Source organism: Methanococcus maripaludis C5 (assembly GCF_000016125.1).
In the GTDB taxonomy this organism is placed as follows: Archaea; AGJL01; Methanococci; order Methanococcales; family Methanococcaceae; genus Methanococcus; species Methanococcus maripaludis_D.
Genome location: NC_009135.1, coordinates 794,698 through 816,362 on the forward strand (window position 1 = coordinate 794,698; position 21,665 = coordinate 816,362).

The following is a 21,665-nucleotide window of genomic DNA, read 5'->3' on the forward strand; positions in this document are numbered from 1 at the left end:
TTTAAATCTTATTTTCCATTAATTCTCTTATTCTAGAATTTAAGAAAAGTTTTAAACATTTGAAAAATAATATAATTATACATGCCACCAAAATCTTCGACTAAAAAATCAGCAAAATCTTTGTGGAACGCTTTTCCTTTGATAGTGGGAACTATTCTGCTGGTCAGTCTGATTACCACAATAATTCCCAAATCATTTTACTTAAAAATATTCAGCAAAAGCACATTTTTAGATTCATTTATCGGGAGCCTGATTGGAAGTATATCTGCAGGAAACCCGATAGTCAGTTATGTTTTGGCAGGAGAATTGTTGAATGAAGGTATCAGTTTGGTTGCAGTAACTGCTTTTTTAGTGTCTTGGGTAACAGTCGGGATTATACAACTTCCTGCAGAGTCCGCAATACTCGGGAAAAGATTTACGTTTTTAAGAAACATTACTTCATTTATTTTATCTATAATAGTTGCCGTAATAACTGTATCAATTCTACAGGTAATCTAAAATGGGCTTAAAAAGTAAAATAAGTTCAATCTCCGGATCATGGTATTTTTTGATGGCCGTACTTTTAATATATGTGATTGTGTTTATCTTTTCGCAAGATCTATTCTTTTCAAGCCTGAAATTTTCTTATAATATAATTTTAAAAATAATTCCCGTCATTATTCTAATATTCATTTTATTGGCGTTATCGGATTACTTTATAACTCCAAAAGTGGTAACAAAATATCTTGTCGAGAACGGAATTAAAAAATGGATTTTTGTAATTATTGGTGGAATCTTATCAAGTGGCCCAATTTATATGTGGTATCCGCTCTTGGCAGATCTAAAAGATAAAGGAATGACACATGGACTCATTGCCTGTTTTTTATACAATAGGGCATTAAAAATACCGCTACTGCCGATTGCTGTTTTATATTTCGGCTGGAAATATATCGCAATTTTAAGTTTGGTAATGATTTTTATGTCAATTATTCAGGGCATAATAATAGATAAGTTAATGGGGGTAAAATCATGAGAATAGCCATAGCTTCAGAAGGTAAAGACTCGAACTCAGAAATTAGTTCCGCAGCTGCAAGAGCACCTTATTTTCTTATTTACGAGGATAATAAACTTATAGAAGCCATGAAAAATCCTTTTGCAATTGGTGGGGGTGGAGCAGGATGGTCTGTTGCTCACATAATGGCAAAAAATAAAGTTGACCTGTTCATAGCAGGAAAAATAGGAGAAAATCTAGAATCTGCCCTAAAGGGAAAGAACATCACATTCAAGGAAGAAAGCGGAAAAAAGGTATCCGATATATTTGAAAAAATGTAAATTTAAATGGCAAATTGGAGTTAAAAGAGCTTGAAACTGGAAAATTCAATGTTTGAATGGTATTTTAGTAATTATCTGTTTAAAAAACTAAATTTGATTATTTCAATTTTTCAGCCTTATGGTTGTTCAAATCCATATTCCAATAAGTAACCTAGAATTCATCCACATAAATTACATAAAATTCAATATTTTCTTTTTTAATTTTAACCTGATTATTGTCTTTTTTTTAAATTTTTTAATGCAAGATTATAGAAAAAAATTAATATTTTGGAGGTACAATACACTATAACTTAGTTTTAAGGGGGATAATTTGAAGGTACTTTTAGATGCAAACATTTTTATCCATGGAAAAGACGATTTTGAAGTTCTAACAATATTAACGGAGTTATTTAACCTATTTACTAAAAAAGAGACTATTTTAATACACCCCTCATCTATCAAAGAAATTAAAAACGAGATCAATGAAAAAATTCTTTTAAAATTAGATTCGTACTCGTTTTTAGAACAACCCCCTTCCCATTTGCAAGATTTAACGTTTAATTCAATTGTTGGATCATCCAATACTTCAAAAGATAAAATTGAGAATGATATTTTATATTCTGTTTATAAGGATGCTGTAAACTATCTTGTAACCGAAAATAAGAATATTCATAAAAAATCAGTTCAATTAAATATAAAAGATAGGGTTTTATCATTGAATGAAGCTTTAGAGTTCTTTAAAGAATTTTATTCAATTAAAAAGAGATATACACTACCTCAACTCAAACTTATACCCCTATACAAATTGGATGTAGCTGATTCAATATTTGATTCTTTAAGGGTAAATTATCCAAAATTTAATGATTGGTATTCAAAAAACGCCCTGGAAGGAATGAAATGTTGGTGCTATCAAAATAATGGTAAAATAGGTGCTATTTTAATATTTTCAAACGATGATTATGAAATAATTGATACTGATCCGCCCTTACCTAAAAAAAGGCGTTTTAAAATACATGTTTTAAAGTTTGATCATGAAGGTTACAATTTAGATGAGGTATTGCTAAAAAAAGCGATAGATTATTGTATTGATAATTCAATTGATGAATTATATTTAAATCATATTGTTAATTCTAATTATGACCATTTAGTAAATTTGGTAATTGAATATGGGTTTTTTAATATTGGATTGAATAAAGACGGAGAAACCGTATTTTTCAAAGATTTAAAGCCGGATAAGCGCCAGCTGATGTTTTGCAGCTACGATGATATTTTTAAAAAATATTACCCGATATTCTACGACGGAACGCGCGTTAAAAAGCTAGTTGTACCGATAAGACCGGAATACCACGAAAAACTTTTTATGGATTATAACAAAAAAACATCAATTACATTGGACGAATATTTTGGAGATCCGGTTATCAAAGGAGATACCATTAAAAAAGTATTTTTATCCCATAGTCCTGTAAAAAATATTAAAAAGGGAGATATTTTATTATTTTACAGATCCTGCGATTATAAAGAGATTACTTCTTTAGGAGTTTTGGATGAGTTTAAAAAAGACTTAACAAGTCCCGAAGAAATTATGAACTTTATTGGAAATAGAACGGTTTATTCTGCAAAAGAAATCGAAGAAATTGCAAAAAAACCTACAACAGTGTTGATATTTAATATGCACTTTCATTTATCTTCCCCGATATCATTAGATACTTTAAAAAAGAGAAAAATATTAAAAAGACCGCCTCAGACAATTACTGAACTAACCAATACATGTTATGAAGAAATAATGGATTTAGGCGGATTTAACGGCGATCTTACAATTCATTAAATTATAATTTTTTTTATTTAATCACTGAATATGCAAAATTTATATATGTAAGCGCGTTTTGCACATCAGTAAACCCCCTTAAATAACGTTTTTCAATGTCCGACGGACTTAAGTTTTCCAAAAGATTAAATCCCAAGTTTGAAAGATCTTCGCCCAATTCTGAAGGGTAAAAACCCCCTGTTGTTCTTGGTTCGCCTATTTTTTCAAGATATTTTTTTGATTCTTGTACTTGTTGGGACTTTTTATTTATTTCGATTGCATTAAGGTCCATATAATCAAAAACAATTCTACTGCCCGATGAAGCAATATTTGCAATAGCAAGAAGTGTTGTTTCCACTTCTTCCCGAGTTAAATAATTAATGACACCAAGCCAGCTAAATAACGTTTTAGCCTTGGGATCATAATTTGGTGAGTTGGTAAGTTCAGTTTCTAAATCTTGCTTAGTGAAATCTATTGGAATAAACTGTAAATTTTCCGGAATTTTCCAACCTAACTTGGTAACTCTTTGAAATTTAAATTCTTGTGTTGCAGGATGATCAATTTCGAAAACTTTCAAATTTTCCATTAAATCCTGTCGCCGAAATGCAAATGTATCCATTCCTGCACCAAGAATTACATACTGAGTTACGCCCTGTTGAATAGTTTCTTCCACTATATCTTCAGTATACCGTGCACGGGTGACAATATTATTTGTTCCAGGTAAAAAAACTTCATGGATGATCTGTTGTTCAATCTGTTCTCGCACCTCTTTTGGTACCAAATCATAGGCTAGATGGTCGTCAAAGATTTTGTTGGTAGCATTTTTGCTGTGATAAGCACGCATATATGCAGTCCACAATGAAGTGTTGCTAACACTGTTTTCATCCATAGTATCACATTTTAGATCATTTAAATTTAAAATTCAGTTCCATTTCAGTTTAATATAATAACTCCGATTTTATTTCATAAGTAATTTTTGAATTAAATTTTGTTTTTTATTTTGAATATTCAACATAGATTGTATCGGTTTTGTTTGAAATACTGGTTCCATTGTTTCATGTATCAACGGAGTTTATAAATTACTTTTTTTAGATTTACTTAAAATTATCCGAGTATTTACGTCATTTAAATTAAATGTTAACTTAAATTATAATACATTTTAACAATTTAAAAAAAGTTTTATCCTAATTAAATAGATTAATTACTCGTTTTGATTATTTTGCGTACAATATGAACCCAAAAACTTTTGATTTACATCCGCCCATAATCAATATTAATTTATAAAATTACAAGTAAAATTGAATAGATGTTAATATATATTATTTTTCAAGTTATATTTAACCATAATAAATTAAAATTTAATAAATTTATTATACTTATTGCTAATTTGGGGAAATATTATGATAAGAAAAACACTTTTGAAGGTTAAAGAAGCTACATTCTGTATTGAATTACCAAATAAAGAGTTAAATAACATGCAGACTCCTGCAGGAACGGGTTTTTTATATCTCCGGATGGATGGTTTCTACTGCAGCACATATAATTATGGATAAAAATGGCGCTCCAAGAACCGATGTCAATAACGCATTTTTAACAAAAGAGGGAAGTGTCGATACCCCGGGGTTAATATGCCGATACGTGAGCCTTAGATATATTTTACCTGAATTAGACACTGCACTCTTAAAAGTTGATTTTGAAAAAAATTCTGATAATGAATGATTTAATGGAAAAACTGAATTTCCGTTTATAAAAATTTCAACACTGCCTCTTGAGATGGGTGAACCAGTTTATTCTTTTGGATATCCATTATCAAGCTATGAAATAAGTAAATCGGGTGATATGGGTTTTGTAAAGTTGAGTCCAAGGGTTACTTCAGCAGTAATTTCTTCAAATTTGGAAACTACCAGTTTAGCAGTAAGTGAAAATGATCCAAAATACTACGTACTCGATAAAGCACTAAATTATGGAAATAGTGGAGGACCTATTGTTTCGACAAAGACGGGAAATGTATATGCAATATGTTCTAGTTTTCAGCCAGTAACCATAAAACAGCCCCATTTAAAAGATAAACTTGGAAAACCCATGAAAATAATAATTCCACGTCTTTATGGGGTTGTATCTAGTTTTGACAATAAGGAAATTATTAACTTATTTAAGTCATTAAATGTTACAGTTGAAGAGTAGCTATGCATTACAATATATTTCTTCAAATTTACTTAGATATTTTGAAAGATTTTTAACTTCGTTTAAGTTCGACATAGAATTTATTTTGAAGGTATTCATGTCAATTTTTTTCTCAATTTTCAAAAAATCAGAGCGGTTTAACACCTTTAAATTGCAATTTTCATCTTTTAAAAAGTTTGAAAATTTTTTTTAATTTTTTAACGTTTTTTATACCGTAATTTTCATAATTTCTGTCTTTTTTGGATAATATGGTGAAATTTTACTGTTTTTATTTTCCCCCATATTAAACACAGTGTCGAATATACTGCTTTAAATCCTATGCAACCCAATTTAGTACATGAATACAATATTGAAAAAAGCTGTGTAATGAACAAATGCCATGGTTCGTTTACTCTTTTAAGGCCATTAAATTCTCCTTTGCTCATAAAATCACCTGAATTTGTGTTTTTACTTTTTTAATTTTTAACTTCTTTTAAGTTTGACATTGAATCTAGTTCACCTAATTTTTGTTGAGTTTAAAACACCTAGAACCACTGCCAAACGTCACAGGACACTTCCCACCCTAAATTGTCCCAAAAATAATATTTTAAAATATTTTGAGCTAAAAACTGTCTTTTGGAAAATATTTGAAGATTAAAAAAAGTTTTAAAATTAATTTTCTGTTCAAATATAATTTTGCATTATCAAATATTAGAAAAGTTAAAAATCAATATTTCATAAAAATAATGGAATGAAAAAGATATTATTCAAAATTACAATTTTTTTATATGGTTTATTCGAGTTATACAATACAATAAATCTTATTTTTAAATTTAAACCTTTTTTTAAATAATAAAGAATATATAGAAGCTTTTAAAAAACTTATATTGTAAATTACTTAATTTAACAAGCTACTTTTTTAAAATTAACTTTTAGAGGGGGTATTTAATGAAAAAATCAGCTTTAGTGATAGCTTTAATAATGGTTCTCGCACCTCTTGCATTTGTGCCGAGTGCAACTGCTGCCACAGAAGAAGAAATCGAAGCTTCAATAGAAGATGGTATCGAATGGCTTGTATCTCAGCAAAATTGTAACGGATCTTGGGGAACTTGCAATTATGAGTTACCGGCGCAAACCGGTCTTGCACTTATAAAACTAGTAGATCGGGCACGGGAACTTGGGGTTGATCCTTTTGAACCTGATGAATATGAATATGCTGAAAACGTGATTATGGGATTCAACTGGCTTGAGACACAAAAAATAGTTGATTCTTCGATTGACGATTCTGGAACAAATAATAATGGACAGGGAATTTTATTTATGGGTTCAGGACATGCCACATATAACACAGCAATAGTATTAATGGCATATGCAAACCTCAAAGGATACGATGAATACAATGAAACCATGGTTCAGGACATGGTCGACTGGTTTGTAGCCACGCAACATGCAGATGGTGCTTGGAGGTATAAAGCAGAGCCCGACCCTCCAAGTGACAATTCAAATACGGGATATGCTGTAATCGGCCTTGCATATGCTGAAAATGCTGGAGCAATCGTTCCAGATCCATTGAAAACTGGACTTAGTTCTTGGATAAATTATATTCAAAACGATGTAGATGGAGATTTAAATGATGGTGGTTCGGGATACACTACACCAACTGATTGGGTAAATTGTTTGAAAACAGGTAATTTGATACTTGAAATGGGATTTGTTGGCGACACTACTGAAACCAGTAGATTAACTGATGCAGTGGACTATTTAGTAAGACATTGGAATGATACTAATACCGATCCAGGATGGAGAATCCACTATCAATCAATGTATTGTGTCATGAAAGGTCTTGAATACATGCAAATTGAAGAAATTGATGGAATAGACTGGTATGACGACTTTGCAACTGCAATAGTAACTACCCAAAATGCAGATGGTTCATGGCCTATCGATTATTGGGGAAACCAGATATTATCTACAGAATGGGCTTTATTAACACTTGAAAAAGCTACGGTAGTTAAGGAATTCGTGGTCGGATTTGATGTAAAGCCCGGAAGCTGTCCAAATCCGATTAACATAAAAAGCAATGGGGTACAGCCTGTAGCAATTGCAGGTTCTGAAGAATTTGATGTATACGACATCGACCCCGCTACACTAAAAATAGGAATGTGTGTAGATGGAGAATTTATGGAATTTGAAGGTGTTTCACCTTTAAGATGGGTATATGATGATGTAACCGAAAGTTATATTCCTGATGAAGATGATACTTGTTGCATCCGTACAAAACCTGATGGAATAACAGACTTTTCAATGAAATACGACACTCAAGAACTTGTTGAAGCAGGTCTTGGTTGTTACGAGAAAAACGACGAGTTATGCCTTTGTATCAAAGGAAGGACTTACGATGGAGAGCAGTTTGTTGGAAGGGACTGCATCATAATTAAATAAAATTCTTTTTTTATATTTTAAGATTTAATCGATACATTTGGGACATTCTACTAGTAAATCTTTATAAAAGCGAGTTTTATACAGATGAACCTCCAAATATACCTAAATTTTAAAACTTCATTTTAAAATTTATCAAATATGTATGATACTTACGTTTTGCCAAGTTAATCCAGTTACTACCTGAGTACCCTGTTTTTAAATCTTGACCCCTTTGTTTTTGATTTAAAGATTCCTTATCCAATATTTTATGAGATCCGTTAGATTTTATGGTCTATTTTGATAAATCTAAATTTTACGCTAAAATTACACATTTTAACAGTTAAATTCTTGGGACATTATTTTTTTATTAAAAACACGTTAAGTTATAAATAGCGGATTGATAAATTTAATATAACTAATCTTATAAAGGCGTATAAAAAAATGAATAAATTATTGTTAAGGATTGTAACATTTACCTTGGGACTTTTTATTATGGCTTTTGGGGTATCTTTATCAGTTAAGGCCAATCTAGGAATATCCCCCATATCCTGTGTTCCGTACGTATATAGTTGTAAGTTTCCACTTACCTTGGGCCAAATAACAATCTTATTTAATGCAGTATTAATCATGTTGCAAATGATTCTGCTTCGTCGCAACTATCGTTCAATATTGGTACAGTTGCCATTTGTGTTTGTACTTGGCTTATTTATTGATTTAACAATGTATATGATTTCTAATCCCTATATTCCCAATTACCTATGGCAGATAGCATTATGCTTACTCAGCTGTATCACAATTGCGTTTGGTGTTTATCCAGAGGTAAAAGCAAAGATTATTTACCTTCCGGGAGAGGGTTTAGCAATGGCTATTTCCGATACATTTAAGAAAGAATTTGGGAAAGCAAAAATTGGAGTCGATGTTTCAATGGTTGCCGTAGGTATCCTTAGTTCTTTCATTTTTTTGCACCAGATACAAGGAATACGTGAGGGAACTCTTATTGCTGCTGTAATGGTGGGTTCTATTGTAAAATTCTTTAATAATACGCTATCATCCATAATTGGAAATGTAAAATTAATTTAGCTAAAATCTTACCTAATTTTTTAGCGAAAAATAACATTTTCTTTTTTTATTTTTGAAAATTAGTTTAAAAAAATTAAATTACTCGAATTTTGCAAGTATTGCACCAAACACATCTATTAAAATCCAATCTGCATCCGATTTTAAATAATTTAACGCATTTTTTATGTTTGATTTTTCAATTTTTTTGTTTGAAAGTTCTTTTTCAATTATTCTAATATTTCTGACGATTTCAAACTTATTTTCCGGATCTTTATTATTAATTTTATTGTAAACTTCTTTAAACGGCAGTATTGTAATTAAATGTTCACTACCGATTCCAAAAATAATACTATTATCGCAAATTATCGGCTCAAATTTAGGAAATTTATCCTTAAAATACTGTGAATTTTCGATAAATGCAAGACCTGTATTTGAAAGTTTTACGATATAAAAAATACCAACTGACGTATGAACTCTTGACTTTATTTCGAGATATCCTCTCGATTTCAAATTTTTAAAGGCATCATCTAAAGTCTGATCATCCTGTTCAATATCTATAAAATCCTTTCTTTGAAGACTTGAATTTCCTTTTCGGCATTCCAAATACATTTTTTCTAAAATAGAATTTTGAAGTTTATCCATATCCATTTTCACACCAAAATAGTTCAACGTTCCAAAAATAATAATTATGTCCCAATCAATCTATTTTTAAAAATATATTTAAAAATGTTGGTTATATCCCAATAAGTCTATAATTTTACGACAAAATCCTATTTAAAATCTTATTATCCCCATTATTTGATTAAATCACAAATAAGATATATATTATAGCCGAAATATACCAGAAAGTTTAAAAAGTTGGGGCAAAGGATTAAAATGGACGTTGAAACACTAATAAGAAGGTATTTTAAAAAAGACATCTCATACATGCTATTCAATGTTCTTTTAGTAATGTTTTTAGCATCCGTAGTTTTAACGGTATTTCACAGCTTATTTTGTGGCATTGTTCCGTTTTTGGACGATTTAACTAGTGAAATTCAGGTTTTATTACGTTTTTTCATGGGTGTTTCAATTATCGGAATTGCGATCATGGAACTTATAATCAAATGATTATAATTTTGTTTTAAATTTCTTAATTTTAGATTTTATCATATTAATGCCCATTTACACGTCTTTTGGACCGGCGAATATAAAATAGAGTAAATACTTTACCCCATACAACGCAAATAAATAAAATTTTCAGATTTTGTTTTAGATTATTTAAAACCATGATTTAATTCCTTAAGATTAACGTTTAAAAAAATAAATCCTCGAAGCCAGATATATTAAAATCATGCCATTCAATTTATCAAATTATATATTCAAAGATACATCTTGGATAGTGAATATACTATGATATTTGCACTAATTCGCAGATCAGGGCAGATTTTCTGAATTTCTAATTTCCCTCTTTTCAAAAAATTAAACTTGCATATATAATTAATTAAAAAAAGTTTTTAAATTTCTATTAAAATAATTAATATCATAGATTACGGGGGCGTAATTGTGATAAAAAACACACTTTCAAATGTTATGGCTGCTACTTTTTGTATCGAATTACCCAATACAAAAGTAGGTGGAATGCCAACTCCTGCGGGAACTGGTTTTTTTATATCTCCCGAGGGATGGTTTGTAACTGCTGCACATGTGATCCTTGATAAAAATGGATCTACAAGAAAAGATCTTGATAGGGCAGTTTTGATAAAAGAGCAAAATGCACATGACTATAAAAAAATATGCCAGCATGTATCGTTAGGGCATATTTTTCCACGATTAGATATAGCTTTGTTAAAAGTGGATTTTGAAAAAAATTCAAACAAGGAATGGCTTAACAAAAAAACTGAATTTCCATTTATAAAAGTTTCAACAGGGCATCTTGAAATGGGTGACGAAGTTTATTCTTTTGGTTATCCATTATCGAGCTATGGAATAATCAAACCCGGTGAGCTAGGATATACAAAATTGAGTCCACGAGTTACATCTGCAATAATTTCATCGAATTTTGATACAAATATGGGTGCAGGAGGTCCAAAGAATTATGTACTGGATAAAGCATTGAATTATGGAAATAGTGGCGGGCCAATTATTGCAACAGAAACAGGCCATGCTCATGCAATCTGTTCCAGATTTCAGCCTTTAGTCATTCCACAGCAACATCTTAAGGACAATAATGGTAATCCCATACCAATAATGATTCCAAGCCTTTACGGGGTCGTATCTAGCTTTAACGATAAGGAATTTATTGGCGTATTAATGTCTCGAGATATTCCTGTTGACTAATAATTTAAAATTTTAAACATGCTTTTTCCATGCCTACAACTAAATAACTATTTTTCATTCTTACAATATTCCTAAGCTTATATCATATCTGAATAACCGAAGAAATAATAAAATAAGCTTTTTATAAAGTACATGATTATTGATCTAGGGCCATAAAACCCATAAATAAAAAAAAATAAATTATTTAAATTTACATTGATCTTCAAAGAGCTATTCCGTTATATGTTAAATAAAGTCAAAAGACATTTAAAAATAAATTTACGTTTAAATTATAATAGTTAAACAAATGCAATTTTCGATAACTAAAAAAAGCTTCCCCGAGGATATTTAACTATGTATCTTTACAATTTTGAATTTATCCATATAACCCGCCCGGGTAATTTATGGATGTTGCATAATTTTTGAGTCACTGAAACATTCCCAATGTCATTGGGATATACGTATTCAAAAATAATTTCCAATTAGCACCTTAAAAAGGTAATAACAATAAAAAAATAATGATAAAAATTCCCAAAGATACAGGAATATTTTTGTTAAGGGAGTTACTAATTTCAACGCCCCAAATAACTCGCATAATAGGCATAATGTATAACAACATTAAATAATACTTTTTTGTATTTTATCGGTATTTCAAATATTTAAAATTGTTAAAATTCATTGTTTTCATTCAATTACTTTTAAACTTTCTAGAATACATAACCAGATTTTCAGACGTATATGCATATAAGTCGTTCCCTACAATATCTCCAAATCTTTACAATAATGTTCATAGGTGCATATAATTAAAAGCTATCAACAACGTAATTTCTTATAAAATATTGAATAAAAGAGTTTATAGATTTTAAAAAAACGCGGAGATCGAGATTTGAAGGTATGTTAAGAAATAAATAACTGGATTGGCAGTCTCATCCTCAAGTTTCACCAACCTGGGCCATAAATTTTGGACATTCACCAAAATAATTATTTTTGGAACAAGGCATACTGACGGTGTCCCGTGACTTTAGTGATTGTGCCGTTTGTTTTAAAAGTTAATTAAAAAAATAAAGAATTAAATCATTTCAACAAATGCTTCGATTCTTGTTTTTATCTGTTCATTATCGCTTTCTGAATAATCCGTTTCTATTCTAATTATTGGAATTCCTAAATTTTTCAGTTCTTTTTCAATTAAAGCGCCTTCCAAGTTAAAGGTATGGCAGTATTGTAATGTGTAATAAACAACTCCATCAGCTTTTTGTTCTTTTACGAGTTCTTTTATTCTTTCAATTCTGCTGTCATTTTTATATGCGGATGCACAGTTGATTTTAAAGTACCTTTCTGCAAGATCGTCAATTGTGTACCCATTAACTAAATTATCGAATTTCCTAGTGCCTGTGCATGTTTCTTCGCCAATTACAAGTCCACCAACTTCTTCAATAATATCCACAATTTTAGTATTTCCTGCAACCATCGGGCATCCTGCAACCAAAATTCTTTTTCCAGTGTATCCCTCACCGTTTTTAACCCGTTCTTCGAGTTCAGATATTAACTCTTTTAAAGTTGCGATCCTGTCATTTATATTTAACAAAAATGACCTCTGGAATATCTTCAGTGCATCAGTTCCAGTTATTGGGGAAGGAATATTAGACCTTAATTCGTAAAGCTTGTGTGACAGCGTTCTTTCTTCATTTTCTTCGTCAATTGCTTCTTTTAATTTTTCTTCGGTAATTTTATTTCCAGTGAATTTTTCTACGTAATTTTTGAAATCGTAAACTTCTTTGAGCCATAATCCATACGATCTCTCATCCTTAAAATGAGGAAGATGCATAACATACATTTCTGACATCTCTGCCATGTGTTCAAACATTTTCTTCTTTCCATCACACGTGGTTTCCCCAACAATAACATCAGCAGCCTCAAAATAAGGGCATTTTTTATCTTTTTTGAACCCATATGAAGATTTGATCAATGGGCAGATATTTCTCGGTAAATCTTCTTCTGCTGAAGGAATGGTAGACTCTTTTCCGCCACAAAGTCCAACCGGAATTGCATCAGCTGCACATATAATTTCAGTAGGTACAAATACACAAAATCTACCAAATACTTTCTTTCCTTCGTCTTTTTCTTGATACAATTCATCTTTTCTTTTTGAATAGATTTCGTCGAGTTTTTTAATACTTTTTAATTCTTCCAAAGTTTCACCGATTTTTATAGTTTAAACTATCTTCTAAGAGATTATTTAAATTCTTTTTCATTTTTTATTGTACTCAATATCTATTAAAATATCTATTAATTCTAAATAAACAGCTAAATTTTAATATATTAATTTATAATCATTTAATCTAATACCATTATCAATATATATTGGGAATTAAATAATTCAATGACGGTCTTAGATTTTAAGATACCAAAAAAATTAAAAATAACTATTCTTGAGGTCATACATGTTATCCAAAGACAACATCGGCAAAATGATGAAGTATAGATGGGTAATCTTTGCAGTTCTTGCTTTAGTTTACTTCTTCGTATATTTCCACAGAGTATCGCCAGCAGTTATGGCTGGAGATCTCATGACAACGTTTGGGGTAGGCGCAACTTCAATGGGTCTACTTGGATCAGTTTACTTTTATGCATACGCATTAATGCAGATTCCTTCAGGTATAATGTCTGATAAATTCGGACCAAGAAGGGTCGTTGCTGTTTTTACACTTGTTGCAGCGGCAGGTGCAATTCTTACGGGTATTGCAACTGACTTTAACATGGTTATCATGGGGAGGCTTTTAATCGGTATTGGTGTAGCTGCAGTATACATTCCGATAATGAAAATGCTTTCGATCTGGTTTAGAAAAAACGAATTTGCCACCCAAAGTGGTATAATGCTCGCAGTTGGAAACGTTGGGGCATTATCCGCAGCAGCGCCACTTGCTTACCTTAACACGGCATTAGGTTGGCAAACAGTATTCATGGGGCTTGGTGTAGTATCAATTGCTCTTGCAATTCTTTCATACATAGTTATTAGGGATAGGCCATCAGAAATGGGTCTTCCAAATATTGAAGATATTGAAGCTCATGAAAATGGTGAAGCTGTTTCAACAGCAACAAAACCTGCAGAAAATATATCAATCATGGATTCTATTAAAATGGTTTTAGGTAAAAAATCATTTTGGCCGTTGGCAGTATGGTTTTTCTTCTACTACGGATCATTGATGGCATACCAAGGACTTTGGGCCGGTCCATACTTTAAAGATATCTTAGGTTGGGACAAAGCTACATACGCAGGTCTTTTAACGTTTATCGGGATCGGTTTGATCTTAGGATGCCCTGTTTCAGGATACATCGCAGATAAAGTTTTAAAATCAAGAAAAAAGACATTAATTATCGGTACAATAATGTACACCTTGTTATGGTTTGCAGTATGGTACTTTAACGGAATGGACAATCCATTATTCTATAAAATCCTATACATATTATTCGGATTCTTTGCAGGATTCTTCGTTGTATGCTACGGACAGGTGAAATCATTATTTCCCATCTCGATAGCGGGAACATCCACATCAATCCTCAACTTCTTCCCATTCTTTGGTGGTGCAGTACTCCAGCAAGTTTGTGGTTTAGTAATCGCAAGCTACGGGCTTAATGCATTAGGAGGATTTACCAGTGCAGGATACCAAATGGCATGGTTATTACTTGCTGTTGGAATGGTTATTGCAACAATCTGTGTTTATTTCTCAGAAGAAAAAGGACTTTAAATCCACTAAATTATTTTCTTTTTTCATTTTTTTTAAGATTTAAAAATCAATTTAAACGTGGTGAAATTTATGAAAAAAACATTTTCATGCATCAGCGACAATTTAGAAAACATTCCAAAAGAATTAATTGCATCAAAAAATTTAAAATTTCCAGATATACATGAAAATCTTTCAGATATGGTAGAATTTTCAAAAATAATGAAAGAACATAAAAAAGACCTGTTCTGTAGAGTTCCATTCTGCATGACTGTTGAAGCAGAATCATTGGGTGCTAAAATTAACATGGGCGATGAAAAATATGGCCCAAGAGCTAAAGAATACGCTTTTAAAAATTTAGATGAGTTAGAAACCATAAAACCGATTGATCTAACTTCTGGTCGAATCAGAATGGTTCTTGATGCTATTCAGGAGTTAAAAAAGTCAGGTGAACTCCCAATTCTTACCGTTGAAGGGCCAATTACAATAATTTCCTCATTAATGGAGTCTAGAATTTTTTATAAAGAGCTCAGAAAGAACCCCGAAAGAATGAATACTTTCTTAAATTTTTTAGAAGATGAAATTGTAAAATATGTCCTCTCGGGAATTGAAAATGGGGCTAAAATTATTTCTTTTGGAGATCCAGCAGGAAGTATTGATATTGTTGGTCCAAAAGTCTTTAGGGAATACAGCGGAAAGATTGCTAAAAACATTATCGAAAAAGTCAAATCAAAAGAAAAAAACTGTATTATTCACGTTTGTGGAAAAACGTCTGTTTCACTTGAAAATGAAGGAATGTACGAATTTAACCCAATAAACTGCAATTCTGAAACATATGGAAAAGCAATTTATGAACTAATCCGTGAGAACACAAAGACAAAGATTATTGGGCACAACTGCATCAAAAAATCAATTTATAAAATTCCAAAAAATACAATTTGGGAAATAAAAGAATAATAAATTATTATTTTAATTGCTGATTCTTAAAAATTTAAGGAATCAACGAACAATTTTTCGTAGTTTTCTTTGGTAGAAAGTTCAAAATATTTTATGTCCTTTGAAACTGACTCCATTTCATTTCGTGATTCTTTTGAAAGTAGACACATTAAAGCACCAGTTTTGGAAGAATTTCCAATATATCTCACCTTTTTACCGAGTTTTTCTGGAATTATTCCACTTCCAACGAGGCTTTCAACAGTTAAATGTTTTCCAAACTGTCCTGCAATGATTACTTCATCAATTTCTTCCATTGTTAAATTATTTTCATCCAGAAGTGCCAAAAATCCCGAAACAATTGCTGCTTTTGCCAGTTGAACCTGCCGTATATCTTTTTGTGATACCACTATTTCTGGACTTTTTGAAATCTGCACGAATTTTTTTGAGTTTTTTTCTATTATCAAATTTGTATATTCATTATTTTTACCATTGGCATTAATTAACCGGCCAGTTTTACCAACAAGGCCTGTTCTAACAATTTCCGATATTGAATCCAATATTCCACTACCACAAATTCCAACCGGATCTTTATTTCCAATAACTTTTAATTCAACTCCATTTTCAGTAAATTTAATCCCTTCGATTGCACCGTTCGCAGCCCTCATCCCATGGCTTATATTCATCCCCTCGAGTGCAGGGCCCGCAGCACATGAACATGACGAAAGAATGCCTTTTTTTGAAAATATTATCTCCCCATTTGTACCAATATCAATAAAAAGAACATTTTTTTCAGCTTTTAAAAGTTCAGAAACTATAACGCCTGCAACAATATCTGCTCCGATATATCCTGAAACTCCAGGTAAACAGTAAATTCTACCAAATGGGGAAATATTTATTCCAACATCTTTCGAAGGAATGTTTTTTCCAGATAAAAATACGGACAAATAGGGAGATTTTCCAATTGACTCCGCATCAATATTCAATAAAAAGTGCATCATTGTAGTATTTGCAGCAATTGAAACTTCATAGATATTTTCAACTGAAATGTTATTTTGAGTCGATAAATCAAAAATAAGTTTATTTATACCACCAATTATTGCGTTATTTAATAATTCGAGTCCATTTTCATTTTTGTTTGCAAAATCAATCCTTGAAAGTACGTCTGAACCGTATTCTTTTTGAGGATTTATCATAGTTTCAGATGCAATTTCTACCCCATTTACCATATCTATTAAAGATGCTACAACAGTGGTGGTTCCAATATCAACCGCAATTCCGTATATTTTTTTATTTATCCCATGTTCGATTCCGATTAATTCATCATTTAAAAAAATCGAAGTCAAATTTCCTGTTTTAAATGATTTTTGCAGAGCTTTTAAACTTTCGATATCCTGTATTTTATCCACATTTAATTCGGAATTAACAATTTCTTCATAATTATTCTTATTTAATTCACATTCAGATAAATTGATGATTTTTTTTGTGATCGGCGGATTAATTTTTAAGTTTGGCATATAACCATCGGTTAAAATCTTGTGATTTTCATCCAAATTTAATAATTCAATTGTTACATTTCCTAATGCTTTTGTGAGGCAACTTAAGCGGATTCCCCCATCAATTTCATCTTTTGATAAATGTTCAAGCTCTTCAGGGGATAATGGTGTGGTTTCCCCACCAACAACCCTTACCTTACATTTTCCGCAAGTTCCAACCCCCCCGCAGGGAACTTCTATTTTAATTCCGTTTTCTTGAAGAATTTTGAAAATAAATTCCCCTTCTTCAAACTCAAATTTATTTTTATCGTTATATATTTCCAGTACTGCCATTAATCTCCCCTTTTAGAGTTTTTGCAAACGTTGACCATTGCCTGAATATTTTCTAACTTTGTTCTAACTCCTATTCCGCATGCGGGGGACAAAATATCAACCCCGTATTTAATACATGCTCGACTCATTCGTTCAATAGATTTAGGTGTTCCATTTTCAAGAGTAAATGTGCTAACGTTTCCCATAATTGCTTTTCTTGATACGTTTTCAACCACCTGTCCAACATCAGTAATTGAATCAAAACTTATCGCATCACTTTTTAACGAATTTATTTCTTCAAATACGCTCTTTAACCTGCCACAAATATGGATTATAGTTCCAGTTTCTGCCAGATCTTTTGTTTCTTCAATGATTTTGTTTAAATAGGGAATTGCAAATTCTTTGAACATTTTTGGACCCAATATCTCGCCAGTTCCACTTGGATCAGATATTGCTAAAACATCTGCACCGGATTTTAACTGTGCTTTTCCAAATTCGATTAAATTTTCGGTCACAAAATCCATGAATTCTTTTGCAACTTCGGGTTTTCTCCTAAGTTCTTTATAATAAGTTACAGGCTCCATTAAAGACGATGCAGTGCTAACAGGGCCTGTAATATTTGCAATTATTGGAACTTCCGTATGTTTATCTTTTAAAATGTCTATTGATTCTAAAACTGTTTTTCCACGCCCTTCATCAATATTTATATGATTTAATTTTCCATATTCTGTAACAGACCCTATTGGATAGTTTGTAACTCTTGGTTCAGTAATATCAGTCCCCATTTTAACTCCTGCACCCATTGATTCAGCTTCAACAGTCATACAAAATGGAACTCCGTAATTTTCAAACCCGCCATTTTCATACATTCCAACTGTAAGTTTAGCCATTTTTTCAGCATCAGTATGTGCTTCTGGCCAGTATACTCCGGTAATGTCCATGATATCTTTTGTAATCATGTTCATCATGCCACCGGGGCATATGCAAGGGACCCTATCAATTTCTTCTCCATTGAGGGCTTTTGAAAGCCTTTCTTTTGGCGTAATCATTAAATCACTCTTTTTATTTAAATTGTCAAATATAAAATCTATTTTGAAATAAAATTTAAAAAAATCAAACCAAAAATTTAAAAATTATAAAATCTGGGTGAATAAATTAATAATTTGAATACTTAGTCATTGTATTTATCAATACTAAGTAAATAATCTAATTTTTCTTCGGTAATTGGCCATCCGGCTTCCCTTGCAGCATCCATCATTGCATCAATATTTTCAACAGGAACATCTACAGGAAGACTACATCCAGACATTATCATGTATCCTTTTTTAGCATTAATTCCCTGTTTAATACATTTTAAGGTAGCTTTTCTAACATCTTCTCTTGAACCAGCATACAATACTCCTGAAGGGTCGACATTTCCTGCAATAACCATTCTGTCACCAACGGTTTCTGCACAGTTTTCCAGATCTGCAATATCATCAATACTTAAAACATCAACACCCATATCCACAAGATCTTCCCAGATAGGATCAGTCTTTCCACAGATATGAATGACCAATTTTCCAGTTCTTGCTTTTATATAGTCTATTAATCGTTTTAAATAAGGTGCTGAAAATTCTCTGAAATGTTTTGGACTTACAACAGTACATGAAGAAAGTGGTTCTGAAACTGTAACTCCCGTCCCTTTTTCGAGAACTGCATCGGTTAATGCAATGCAGCTTTGGAGTGAAATTTCACATAGTTTGTGAACTGAGTCTGGGTCTTTTAAAAGCATTTTTGTCATTTTTTCTACGCCAATTAAAAAGAAAGCGTTTGTAAATGGACCAACAACTGAAGCAGTAACTCCAACGTCACTTGCTATTTCATCTCGTACAATTTCAAGTGCCCTTAAATGAACGGGTATTCTACCATCCGTGTATGGATCAATGACTTTTAATTTATCAAATTCTGACATGTTATTTATTGCAGGTTCTTCCAAATCTGCAGTATTGTCATAGGGCATGTTAATTTTTGCACCCATTGCTTCTGAAATCAAAAACAAATCTGTGAAGACTCTTGCACCGTCTGATCCAAATCTTCTGTATGTTTTGATAATTGCATCCGCTAATGCTTCTGGATCCGTGTTAAATTGTGAAATTTTATAGCCTGCAATTCTTGCCATTCCGTTTCCAATATTTGGGTTACATGCAATTCTATCGATTGGCTCCCCTTTTGCCTTAGCAGTAGCTCTTTCAACGGGTGTCATTTTGTCTGGGTAATCCATAATAATCTCTCCGTAACATTTAACTTAATTTTTTAATTTTGTAACTAATTCTTTTGCAATCCTTGCAGATTTTGAGGCTTCCGGTGCATAGCCGTCTGCACCGATTTTATCTGCGAAACTTTGTGAGATTGGACCTCCTCCAATCATTACAATTGTTTTTTCCCGCATTCCTTCTTCTTTCAACATGTCAATAACGACTTTCATATTGTCCATTGTAGTCGTCATGAGCGTTGAAAGTCCCAATACGTCTGCATTGATTTCTTTAGCTTTTTTTATGAATTCGACAGGTGGAACATCCCTACCCAGATCATAAACTTCAAAGCCTTGTGTTTCGAGCATAATTTTAAATAAGTTTTTCCCAATATCGTGAGTATCTCCTTCAACAACACCAACAACTGCTTTAAATTTGCTATCTGAATCAGTATACTTCAAATGAGGTTTTAATATATCTAAACCAAGGTACATTGCGTCAGAACAGACTAAAAGTTCAGGAATGAAGTATTCTCCTTCTTCATAAAGTATTCCTGCCCTATTCATCCCTTCCGCGAGACCTTCCGTAATTCCTTCAAATGCATCAAATCCATTTTCAATATACTTTTTAGATAGTTCTTCTGTTTTTTCTTCGTCCATTTCGACAATAGAGTCGGAAAGTTCTTTTATTAGTCGTTCTTTTAATTCACTCATTTTTGACCTCTTGAGTTTAAAATTTAGCAATGCAAAATTAACAACACAAATATGTAATAATATTTTTTATAGTTTTCATGAAGAAAACTAATGATTATTAACATTATGAAGAAAACTAATTGTTAATTAGTATTGTGATTTAAAAATACGACAATTATAAAAAGTATAGTTACCCCTGACGGGGCCATAATCAGGTTATTAATTTTATATTTGATTATCTTTTGGTCTTATTGTTACAGGATCACTTGGGGTTTTTTAGAAAAATGATTCCAAAATGAAGCATTATCGATATTATCTAATGAATATGCTTTTTTAGAGTCATTTTTTATATTTTTTAAAAATTTAATTTCAAAAGAATATATTAAAAATTACGAAATTAATAAGTTATATGAGTACAATTTATCTTAATTTTCAGAGTTCTCAAAAATTTATGAGTGATTTCCTATGTTTAATAACTACTTCGGTAAATTGGACGAAAATCAAAAAAATGCAATTTTTCTCATAATTCTTTTTGGGATAATTAGTCTTTTAGGGGATGTAATCTATGAAGGTGCTAGAAGTGTAAATGGTCCATACTTGGAAACACTCTGTGCGAGCGCTCTGATTGTCGGACTTGTTGTAGGTTTTGGTGAATTTTTGGGATATGCTATTCGGTTATTATCCGGTTATTTTTCAGATAAAACAAAAGCACACTGGTTTTTTACAATTTTTGGATATGGCCTACTTATTTCTGTACTGCTTCTCGCACTTTCAAATTACTGGCAGTTTGCTGCGATATTTATTGTACTTGAAAGGATGGGTAAAGAATTAAGAAGTCCTGCAAGGGATACAATTTTATCATATGCAACAAAACAGGTTGGAACAGGGCTTGGGTTCGGAATTGCAGAGTTTTTGGATCAGATCGGTGCAGTGATTGGCCCTCTTGTATTTACTTTCGTTTTTATTGGTGCAGGATCCATAAAAACGGTAGCTGACTATCAGCAGGGGTATTCTTATTTTTGGATGCCTTTTGTAATGCTAATGTTAGTACTATTCTTTGCTTACTTTAAAGTAAGGTATCCTGAAGAGTTTGAAAGTTTAAACTCAAAAAAAGAAGAGTCTGAAAAAATCCCGAAAGTATTCTGGACGTATTCATTATATACATTTATTACAACGATTGGTTTTGTGAGTTTTGCATTTATTGGATTTCATTTGAAAGTACGGGTATTCTTTTAGATGAA

General features: G+C 31.6%; 22 protein-coding genes. 14 read left to right on the forward strand and 8 right to left on the reverse strand.

Going from position 1 to position 21,665, the window contains the following annotated elements; genetic code table 11:
• Window positions 1-81 precede the first annotated feature (81 nt).
• From MMARC5_RS04150 to MMARC5_RS04165, 4 genes are all read left to right on the forward strand, one after another.
• Window positions 82-498 carry a permease gene (locus MMARC5_RS04150; protein ID WP_011868587.1) on the forward strand — a complete coding sequence of 139 codons (417 nt, stop codon included), beginning with the start codon at window positions 82-84 and terminating at the stop codon, window positions 496-498.
• A 178-nt stretch (window positions 499-676) separates the two neighbouring features.
• Entirely contained in the window at window positions 677-1,012 is a 336-nt protein-coding gene (locus MMARC5_RS04155; protein ID WP_231288465.1) for a hypothetical protein, read from the forward strand.
• Window positions 1,009-1,311 (forward strand): NifB/NifX family molybdenum-iron cluster-binding protein, encoded by a 303-nt coding sequence (locus tag MMARC5_RS04160; RefSeq protein WP_011868589.1) that lies wholly within the window; start codon window positions 1,009-1,011, stop codon window positions 1,309-1,311. The genes MMARC5_RS04155 and MMARC5_RS04160 overlap by 4 nt, the downstream gene beginning before the upstream one ends.
• A gap of 310 nt (window positions 1,312-1,621) precedes the next feature.
• A complete protein-coding gene (locus MMARC5_RS04165) occupies window positions 1,622-3,115 on the forward strand; it encodes a PIN domain-containing protein (protein ID WP_011868590.1) in 1,494 nt (497 codons plus the stop codon).
• 13 nt (window positions 3,116-3,128) lie between these two features.
• On the opposite strand, the gene MMARC5_RS04170 is transcribed toward MMARC5_RS04165, so the two are convergent.
• Entirely contained in the window at window positions 3,129-3,983 is an 855-nt protein-coding gene (locus MMARC5_RS04170) for a class I SAM-dependent methyltransferase (protein WP_011868591.1), read from the reverse strand.
• A gap of 511 nt (window positions 3,984-4,494) precedes the next feature.
• Between MMARC5_RS04170 and MMARC5_RS09970 the strand changes: the two genes are divergently transcribed.
• The 3 genes from MMARC5_RS09970 to MMARC5_RS09980 are packed head-to-tail and all read left to right on the forward strand — an operon-like array spanning window position 4,495 to window position 5,278.
• The gene (locus MMARC5_RS09970) at window positions 4,495-4,647 is read left to right on the forward strand and encodes a hypothetical protein (protein WP_331270718.1); all 153 of its coding nucleotides are present in this window, start codon (window positions 4,495-4,497) and stop codon (window positions 4,645-4,647) included.
• Window positions 4,613-4,813 carry a hypothetical protein gene (locus MMARC5_RS09975; protein WP_331270719.1) on the forward strand — a complete coding sequence of 67 codons (201 nt, stop codon included), beginning with the start codon at window positions 4,613-4,615 and terminating at the stop codon, window positions 4,811-4,813. Before MMARC5_RS09970 ends, MMARC5_RS09975 begins: the two co-directional genes overlap by 35 nt.
• 54 nt (window positions 4,814-4,867) lie before the next feature.
• On the forward strand, window positions 4,868-5,278 hold the full coding sequence (locus MMARC5_RS09980) for a serine protease family protein (RefSeq protein WP_331270720.1): 411 nt from the start codon (window positions 4,868-4,870) through the stop codon (window positions 5,276-5,278).
• A 221-nt stretch (window positions 5,279-5,499) separates the two neighbouring features.
• On the opposite strand, the gene MMARC5_RS09750 is transcribed toward MMARC5_RS09980, so the two are convergent.
• A complete protein-coding gene (locus tag MMARC5_RS09750) occupies window positions 5,500-5,703 on the reverse strand; it encodes a hypothetical protein (protein ID WP_048058459.1) in 204 nt (67 codons plus the stop codon).
• 502 nt (window positions 5,704-6,205) lie between these two features.
• On the opposite strand from MMARC5_RS09750, the gene MMARC5_RS04185 reads away from it, so the two are divergent.
• Window positions 6,206-7,699: a prenyltransferase/squalene oxidase repeat-containing protein gene (locus MMARC5_RS04185; protein WP_011868592.1), complete on the forward strand. Its 1,494-nt coding sequence runs from the start codon at window positions 6,206-6,208 to the stop codon at window positions 7,697-7,699.
• Window positions 7,700-8,119: 420 nt separating this feature from the next.
• Complete coding sequence (locus MMARC5_RS04190) at window positions 8,120-8,758, forward strand: YczE/YyaS/YitT family protein (RefSeq protein ID WP_011868593.1); 639 nt, start codon at window positions 8,120-8,122, stop codon at window positions 8,756-8,758.
• Window positions 8,759-8,836: 78 nt separating this feature from the next.
• On the opposite strand, the gene MMARC5_RS04195 is transcribed toward MMARC5_RS04190, so the two are convergent.
• A complete protein-coding gene (locus MMARC5_RS04195) occupies window positions 8,837-9,385 on the reverse strand; it encodes a hypothetical protein (RefSeq protein WP_011868594.1) in 549 nt (182 codons plus the stop codon).
• A gap of 228 nt (window positions 9,386-9,613) precedes the next feature.
• Between MMARC5_RS04195 and MMARC5_RS04200 the strand changes: the two genes are divergently transcribed.
• Both MMARC5_RS04200 and MMARC5_RS04205 read left to right on the forward strand, forming a co-directional pair.
• Window positions 9,614-9,847 carry a hypothetical protein gene (locus tag MMARC5_RS04200; protein WP_011868595.1) on the forward strand — a complete coding sequence of 78 codons (234 nt, stop codon included), beginning with the start codon at window positions 9,614-9,616 and terminating at the stop codon, window positions 9,845-9,847.
• 435 nt (window positions 9,848-10,282) lie between these two features.
• Window positions 10,283-11,056, forward strand: a complete 774-nt coding sequence (locus tag MMARC5_RS04205; RefSeq protein WP_011868596.1) for a S1 family peptidase — start codon at window positions 10,283-10,285, stop codon at window positions 11,054-11,056.
• A gap of 1,048 nt (window positions 11,057-12,104) precedes the next feature.
• Here the strand turns inward: MMARC5_RS04205 and MMARC5_RS04210 are convergent.
• A complete protein-coding gene (locus MMARC5_RS04210; RefSeq protein WP_011868597.1) occupies window positions 12,105-13,226 on the reverse strand; it encodes a double-cubane-cluster-containing anaerobic reductase in 1,122 nt (373 codons plus the stop codon).
• A 250-nt stretch (window positions 13,227-13,476) separates the two neighbouring features.
• Here MMARC5_RS04210 and MMARC5_RS04215 point away from each other — a divergent pair, with 250 nt between their 5' ends.
• Both MMARC5_RS04215 and MMARC5_RS04220 read left to right on the forward strand, forming a co-directional pair.
• A complete protein-coding gene (locus MMARC5_RS04215) occupies window positions 13,477-14,781 on the forward strand; it encodes an MFS transporter (protein WP_011868598.1) in 1,305 nt (434 codons plus the stop codon).
• 69 nt (window positions 14,782-14,850) lie between these two features.
• Window positions 14,851-15,714 carry a uroporphyrinogen decarboxylase family protein gene (locus MMARC5_RS04220; protein ID WP_011868599.1) on the forward strand — a complete coding sequence of 288 codons (864 nt, stop codon included), beginning with the start codon at window positions 14,851-14,853 and terminating at the stop codon, window positions 15,712-15,714.
• 26 nt (window positions 15,715-15,740) lie between these two features.
• On the opposite strand, the gene MMARC5_RS04225 is transcribed toward MMARC5_RS04220, so the two are convergent.
• The 4 genes from MMARC5_RS04225 to MMARC5_RS04240 all read right to left on the reverse strand — a co-directional run bounded on the left by MMARC5_RS04225 (window position 15,741) and on the right by MMARC5_RS04240 (window position 20,445).
• The gene (locus MMARC5_RS04225; RefSeq protein ID WP_011868600.1) at window positions 15,741-17,519 is read right to left on the reverse strand and encodes an ASKHA domain-containing protein; all 1,779 of its coding nucleotides are present in this window, start codon (window positions 17,517-17,519) and stop codon (window positions 15,741-15,743) included.
• A complete protein-coding gene (locus MMARC5_RS04230; protein WP_011868601.1) occupies window positions 17,519-18,547 on the reverse strand; it encodes a methylcobamide:CoM methyltransferase MtbA in 1,029 nt (342 codons plus the stop codon). Before MMARC5_RS04230 ends, MMARC5_RS04225 begins: the two co-directional genes overlap by 1 nt.
• Before the next feature lie 122 nt (window positions 18,548-18,669).
• Window positions 18,670-19,761, reverse strand: a complete 1,092-nt coding sequence (locus MMARC5_RS04235; protein ID WP_011868602.1) for a uroporphyrinogen decarboxylase family protein — start codon at window positions 19,759-19,761, stop codon at window positions 18,670-18,672.
• A 24-nt stretch (window positions 19,762-19,785) separates the two neighbouring features.
• Window positions 19,786-20,445 carry a corrinoid protein gene (locus MMARC5_RS04240; RefSeq protein WP_011868603.1) on the reverse strand — a complete coding sequence of 220 codons (660 nt, stop codon included), beginning with the start codon at window positions 20,443-20,445 and terminating at the stop codon, window positions 19,786-19,788.
• A gap of 444 nt (window positions 20,446-20,889) precedes the next feature.
• Between MMARC5_RS04240 and MMARC5_RS09755 the strand changes: the two genes are divergently transcribed.
• Window positions 20,890-21,660: an MFS transporter gene (locus tag MMARC5_RS09755; RefSeq protein WP_052287713.1), complete on the forward strand. Its 771-nt coding sequence runs from the start codon at window positions 20,890-20,892 to the stop codon at window positions 21,658-21,660.
• Window positions 21,661-21,665 lie beyond the last annotated feature (5 nt).

What these genes read in the sequence shown, in the direction of transcription:
- MMARC5_RS04150 (WP_011868587.1), top strand. Translation starts at nt 82, where the DNA reads ATGCCACCAAAATCTTCGACTAAAAAATCAGCAAAATCTTTGTGGAAC.
- MMARC5_RS04160 (WP_011868589.1), top strand. Translation starts at nt 1,009, where the DNA reads ATGAGAATAGCCATAGCTTCAGAAGGTAAAGACTCGAACTCAGAAATT.
- MMARC5_RS04170 (WP_011868591.1), bottom strand. Translation starts at nt 3,983, where the DNA reads ATGGATGAAAACAGTGTTAGCAACACTTCATTGTGGACTGCATATATG.
- MMARC5_RS09970 (WP_331270718.1), top strand. Translation starts at nt 4,495, where the DNA reads ATGATAAGAAAAACACTTTTGAAGGTTAAAGAAGCTACATTCTGTATT.
- MMARC5_RS09975 (WP_331270719.1), top strand. Translation starts at nt 4,613, where the DNA reads ATGGTTTCTACTGCAGCACATATAATTATGGATAAAAATGGCGCTCCA.
- MMARC5_RS09980 (WP_331270720.1), top strand. Translation starts at nt 4,868, where the DNA reads ATGGGTGAACCAGTTTATTCTTTTGGATATCCATTATCAAGCTATGAA.
- MMARC5_RS09750 (WP_048058459.1), bottom strand. Translation starts at nt 5,703, where the DNA reads ATGAGCAAAGGAGAATTTAATGGCCTTAAAAGAGTAAACGAACCATGG.
- MMARC5_RS04185 (WP_011868592.1), top strand. Translation starts at nt 6,206, where the DNA reads ATGAAAAAATCAGCTTTAGTGATAGCTTTAATAATGGTTCTCGCACCT.
- MMARC5_RS04190 (WP_011868593.1), top strand. Translation starts at nt 8,120, where the DNA reads ATGAATAAATTATTGTTAAGGATTGTAACATTTACCTTGGGACTTTTT.
- MMARC5_RS04195 (WP_011868594.1), bottom strand. Translation starts at nt 9,385, where the DNA reads ATGGATATGGATAAACTTCAAAATTCTATTTTAGAAAAAATGTATTTG.
- MMARC5_RS04200 (WP_011868595.1), top strand. Translation starts at nt 9,614, where the DNA reads ATGGACGTTGAAACACTAATAAGAAGGTATTTTAAAAAAGACATCTCA.
- MMARC5_RS04215 (WP_011868598.1), top strand. Translation starts at nt 13,477, where the DNA reads ATGTTATCCAAAGACAACATCGGCAAAATGATGAAGTATAGATGGGTA.
- MMARC5_RS04220 (WP_011868599.1), top strand. Translation starts at nt 14,851, where the DNA reads ATGAAAAAAACATTTTCATGCATCAGCGACAATTTAGAAAACATTCCA.
- MMARC5_RS04225 (WP_011868600.1), bottom strand. Translation starts at nt 17,519, where the DNA reads ATGGCAGTACTGGAAATATATAACGATAAAAATAAATTTGAGTTTGAA.
- MMARC5_RS04230 (WP_011868601.1), bottom strand. Translation starts at nt 18,547, where the DNA reads ATGATTACGCCAAAAGAAAGGCTTTCAAAAGCCCTCAATGGAGAAGAA.
- MMARC5_RS04235 (WP_011868602.1), bottom strand. Translation starts at nt 19,761, where the DNA reads ATGGATTACCCAGACAAAATGACACCCGTTGAAAGAGCTACTGCTAAG.
- MMARC5_RS04240 (WP_011868603.1), bottom strand. Translation starts at nt 20,445, where the DNA reads ATGAGTGAATTAAAAGAACGACTAATAAAAGAACTTTCCGACTCTATT.
- MMARC5_RS09755 (WP_052287713.1), top strand. Translation starts at nt 20,890, where the DNA reads ATGTTTAATAACTACTTCGGTAAATTGGACGAAAATCAAAAAAATGCA.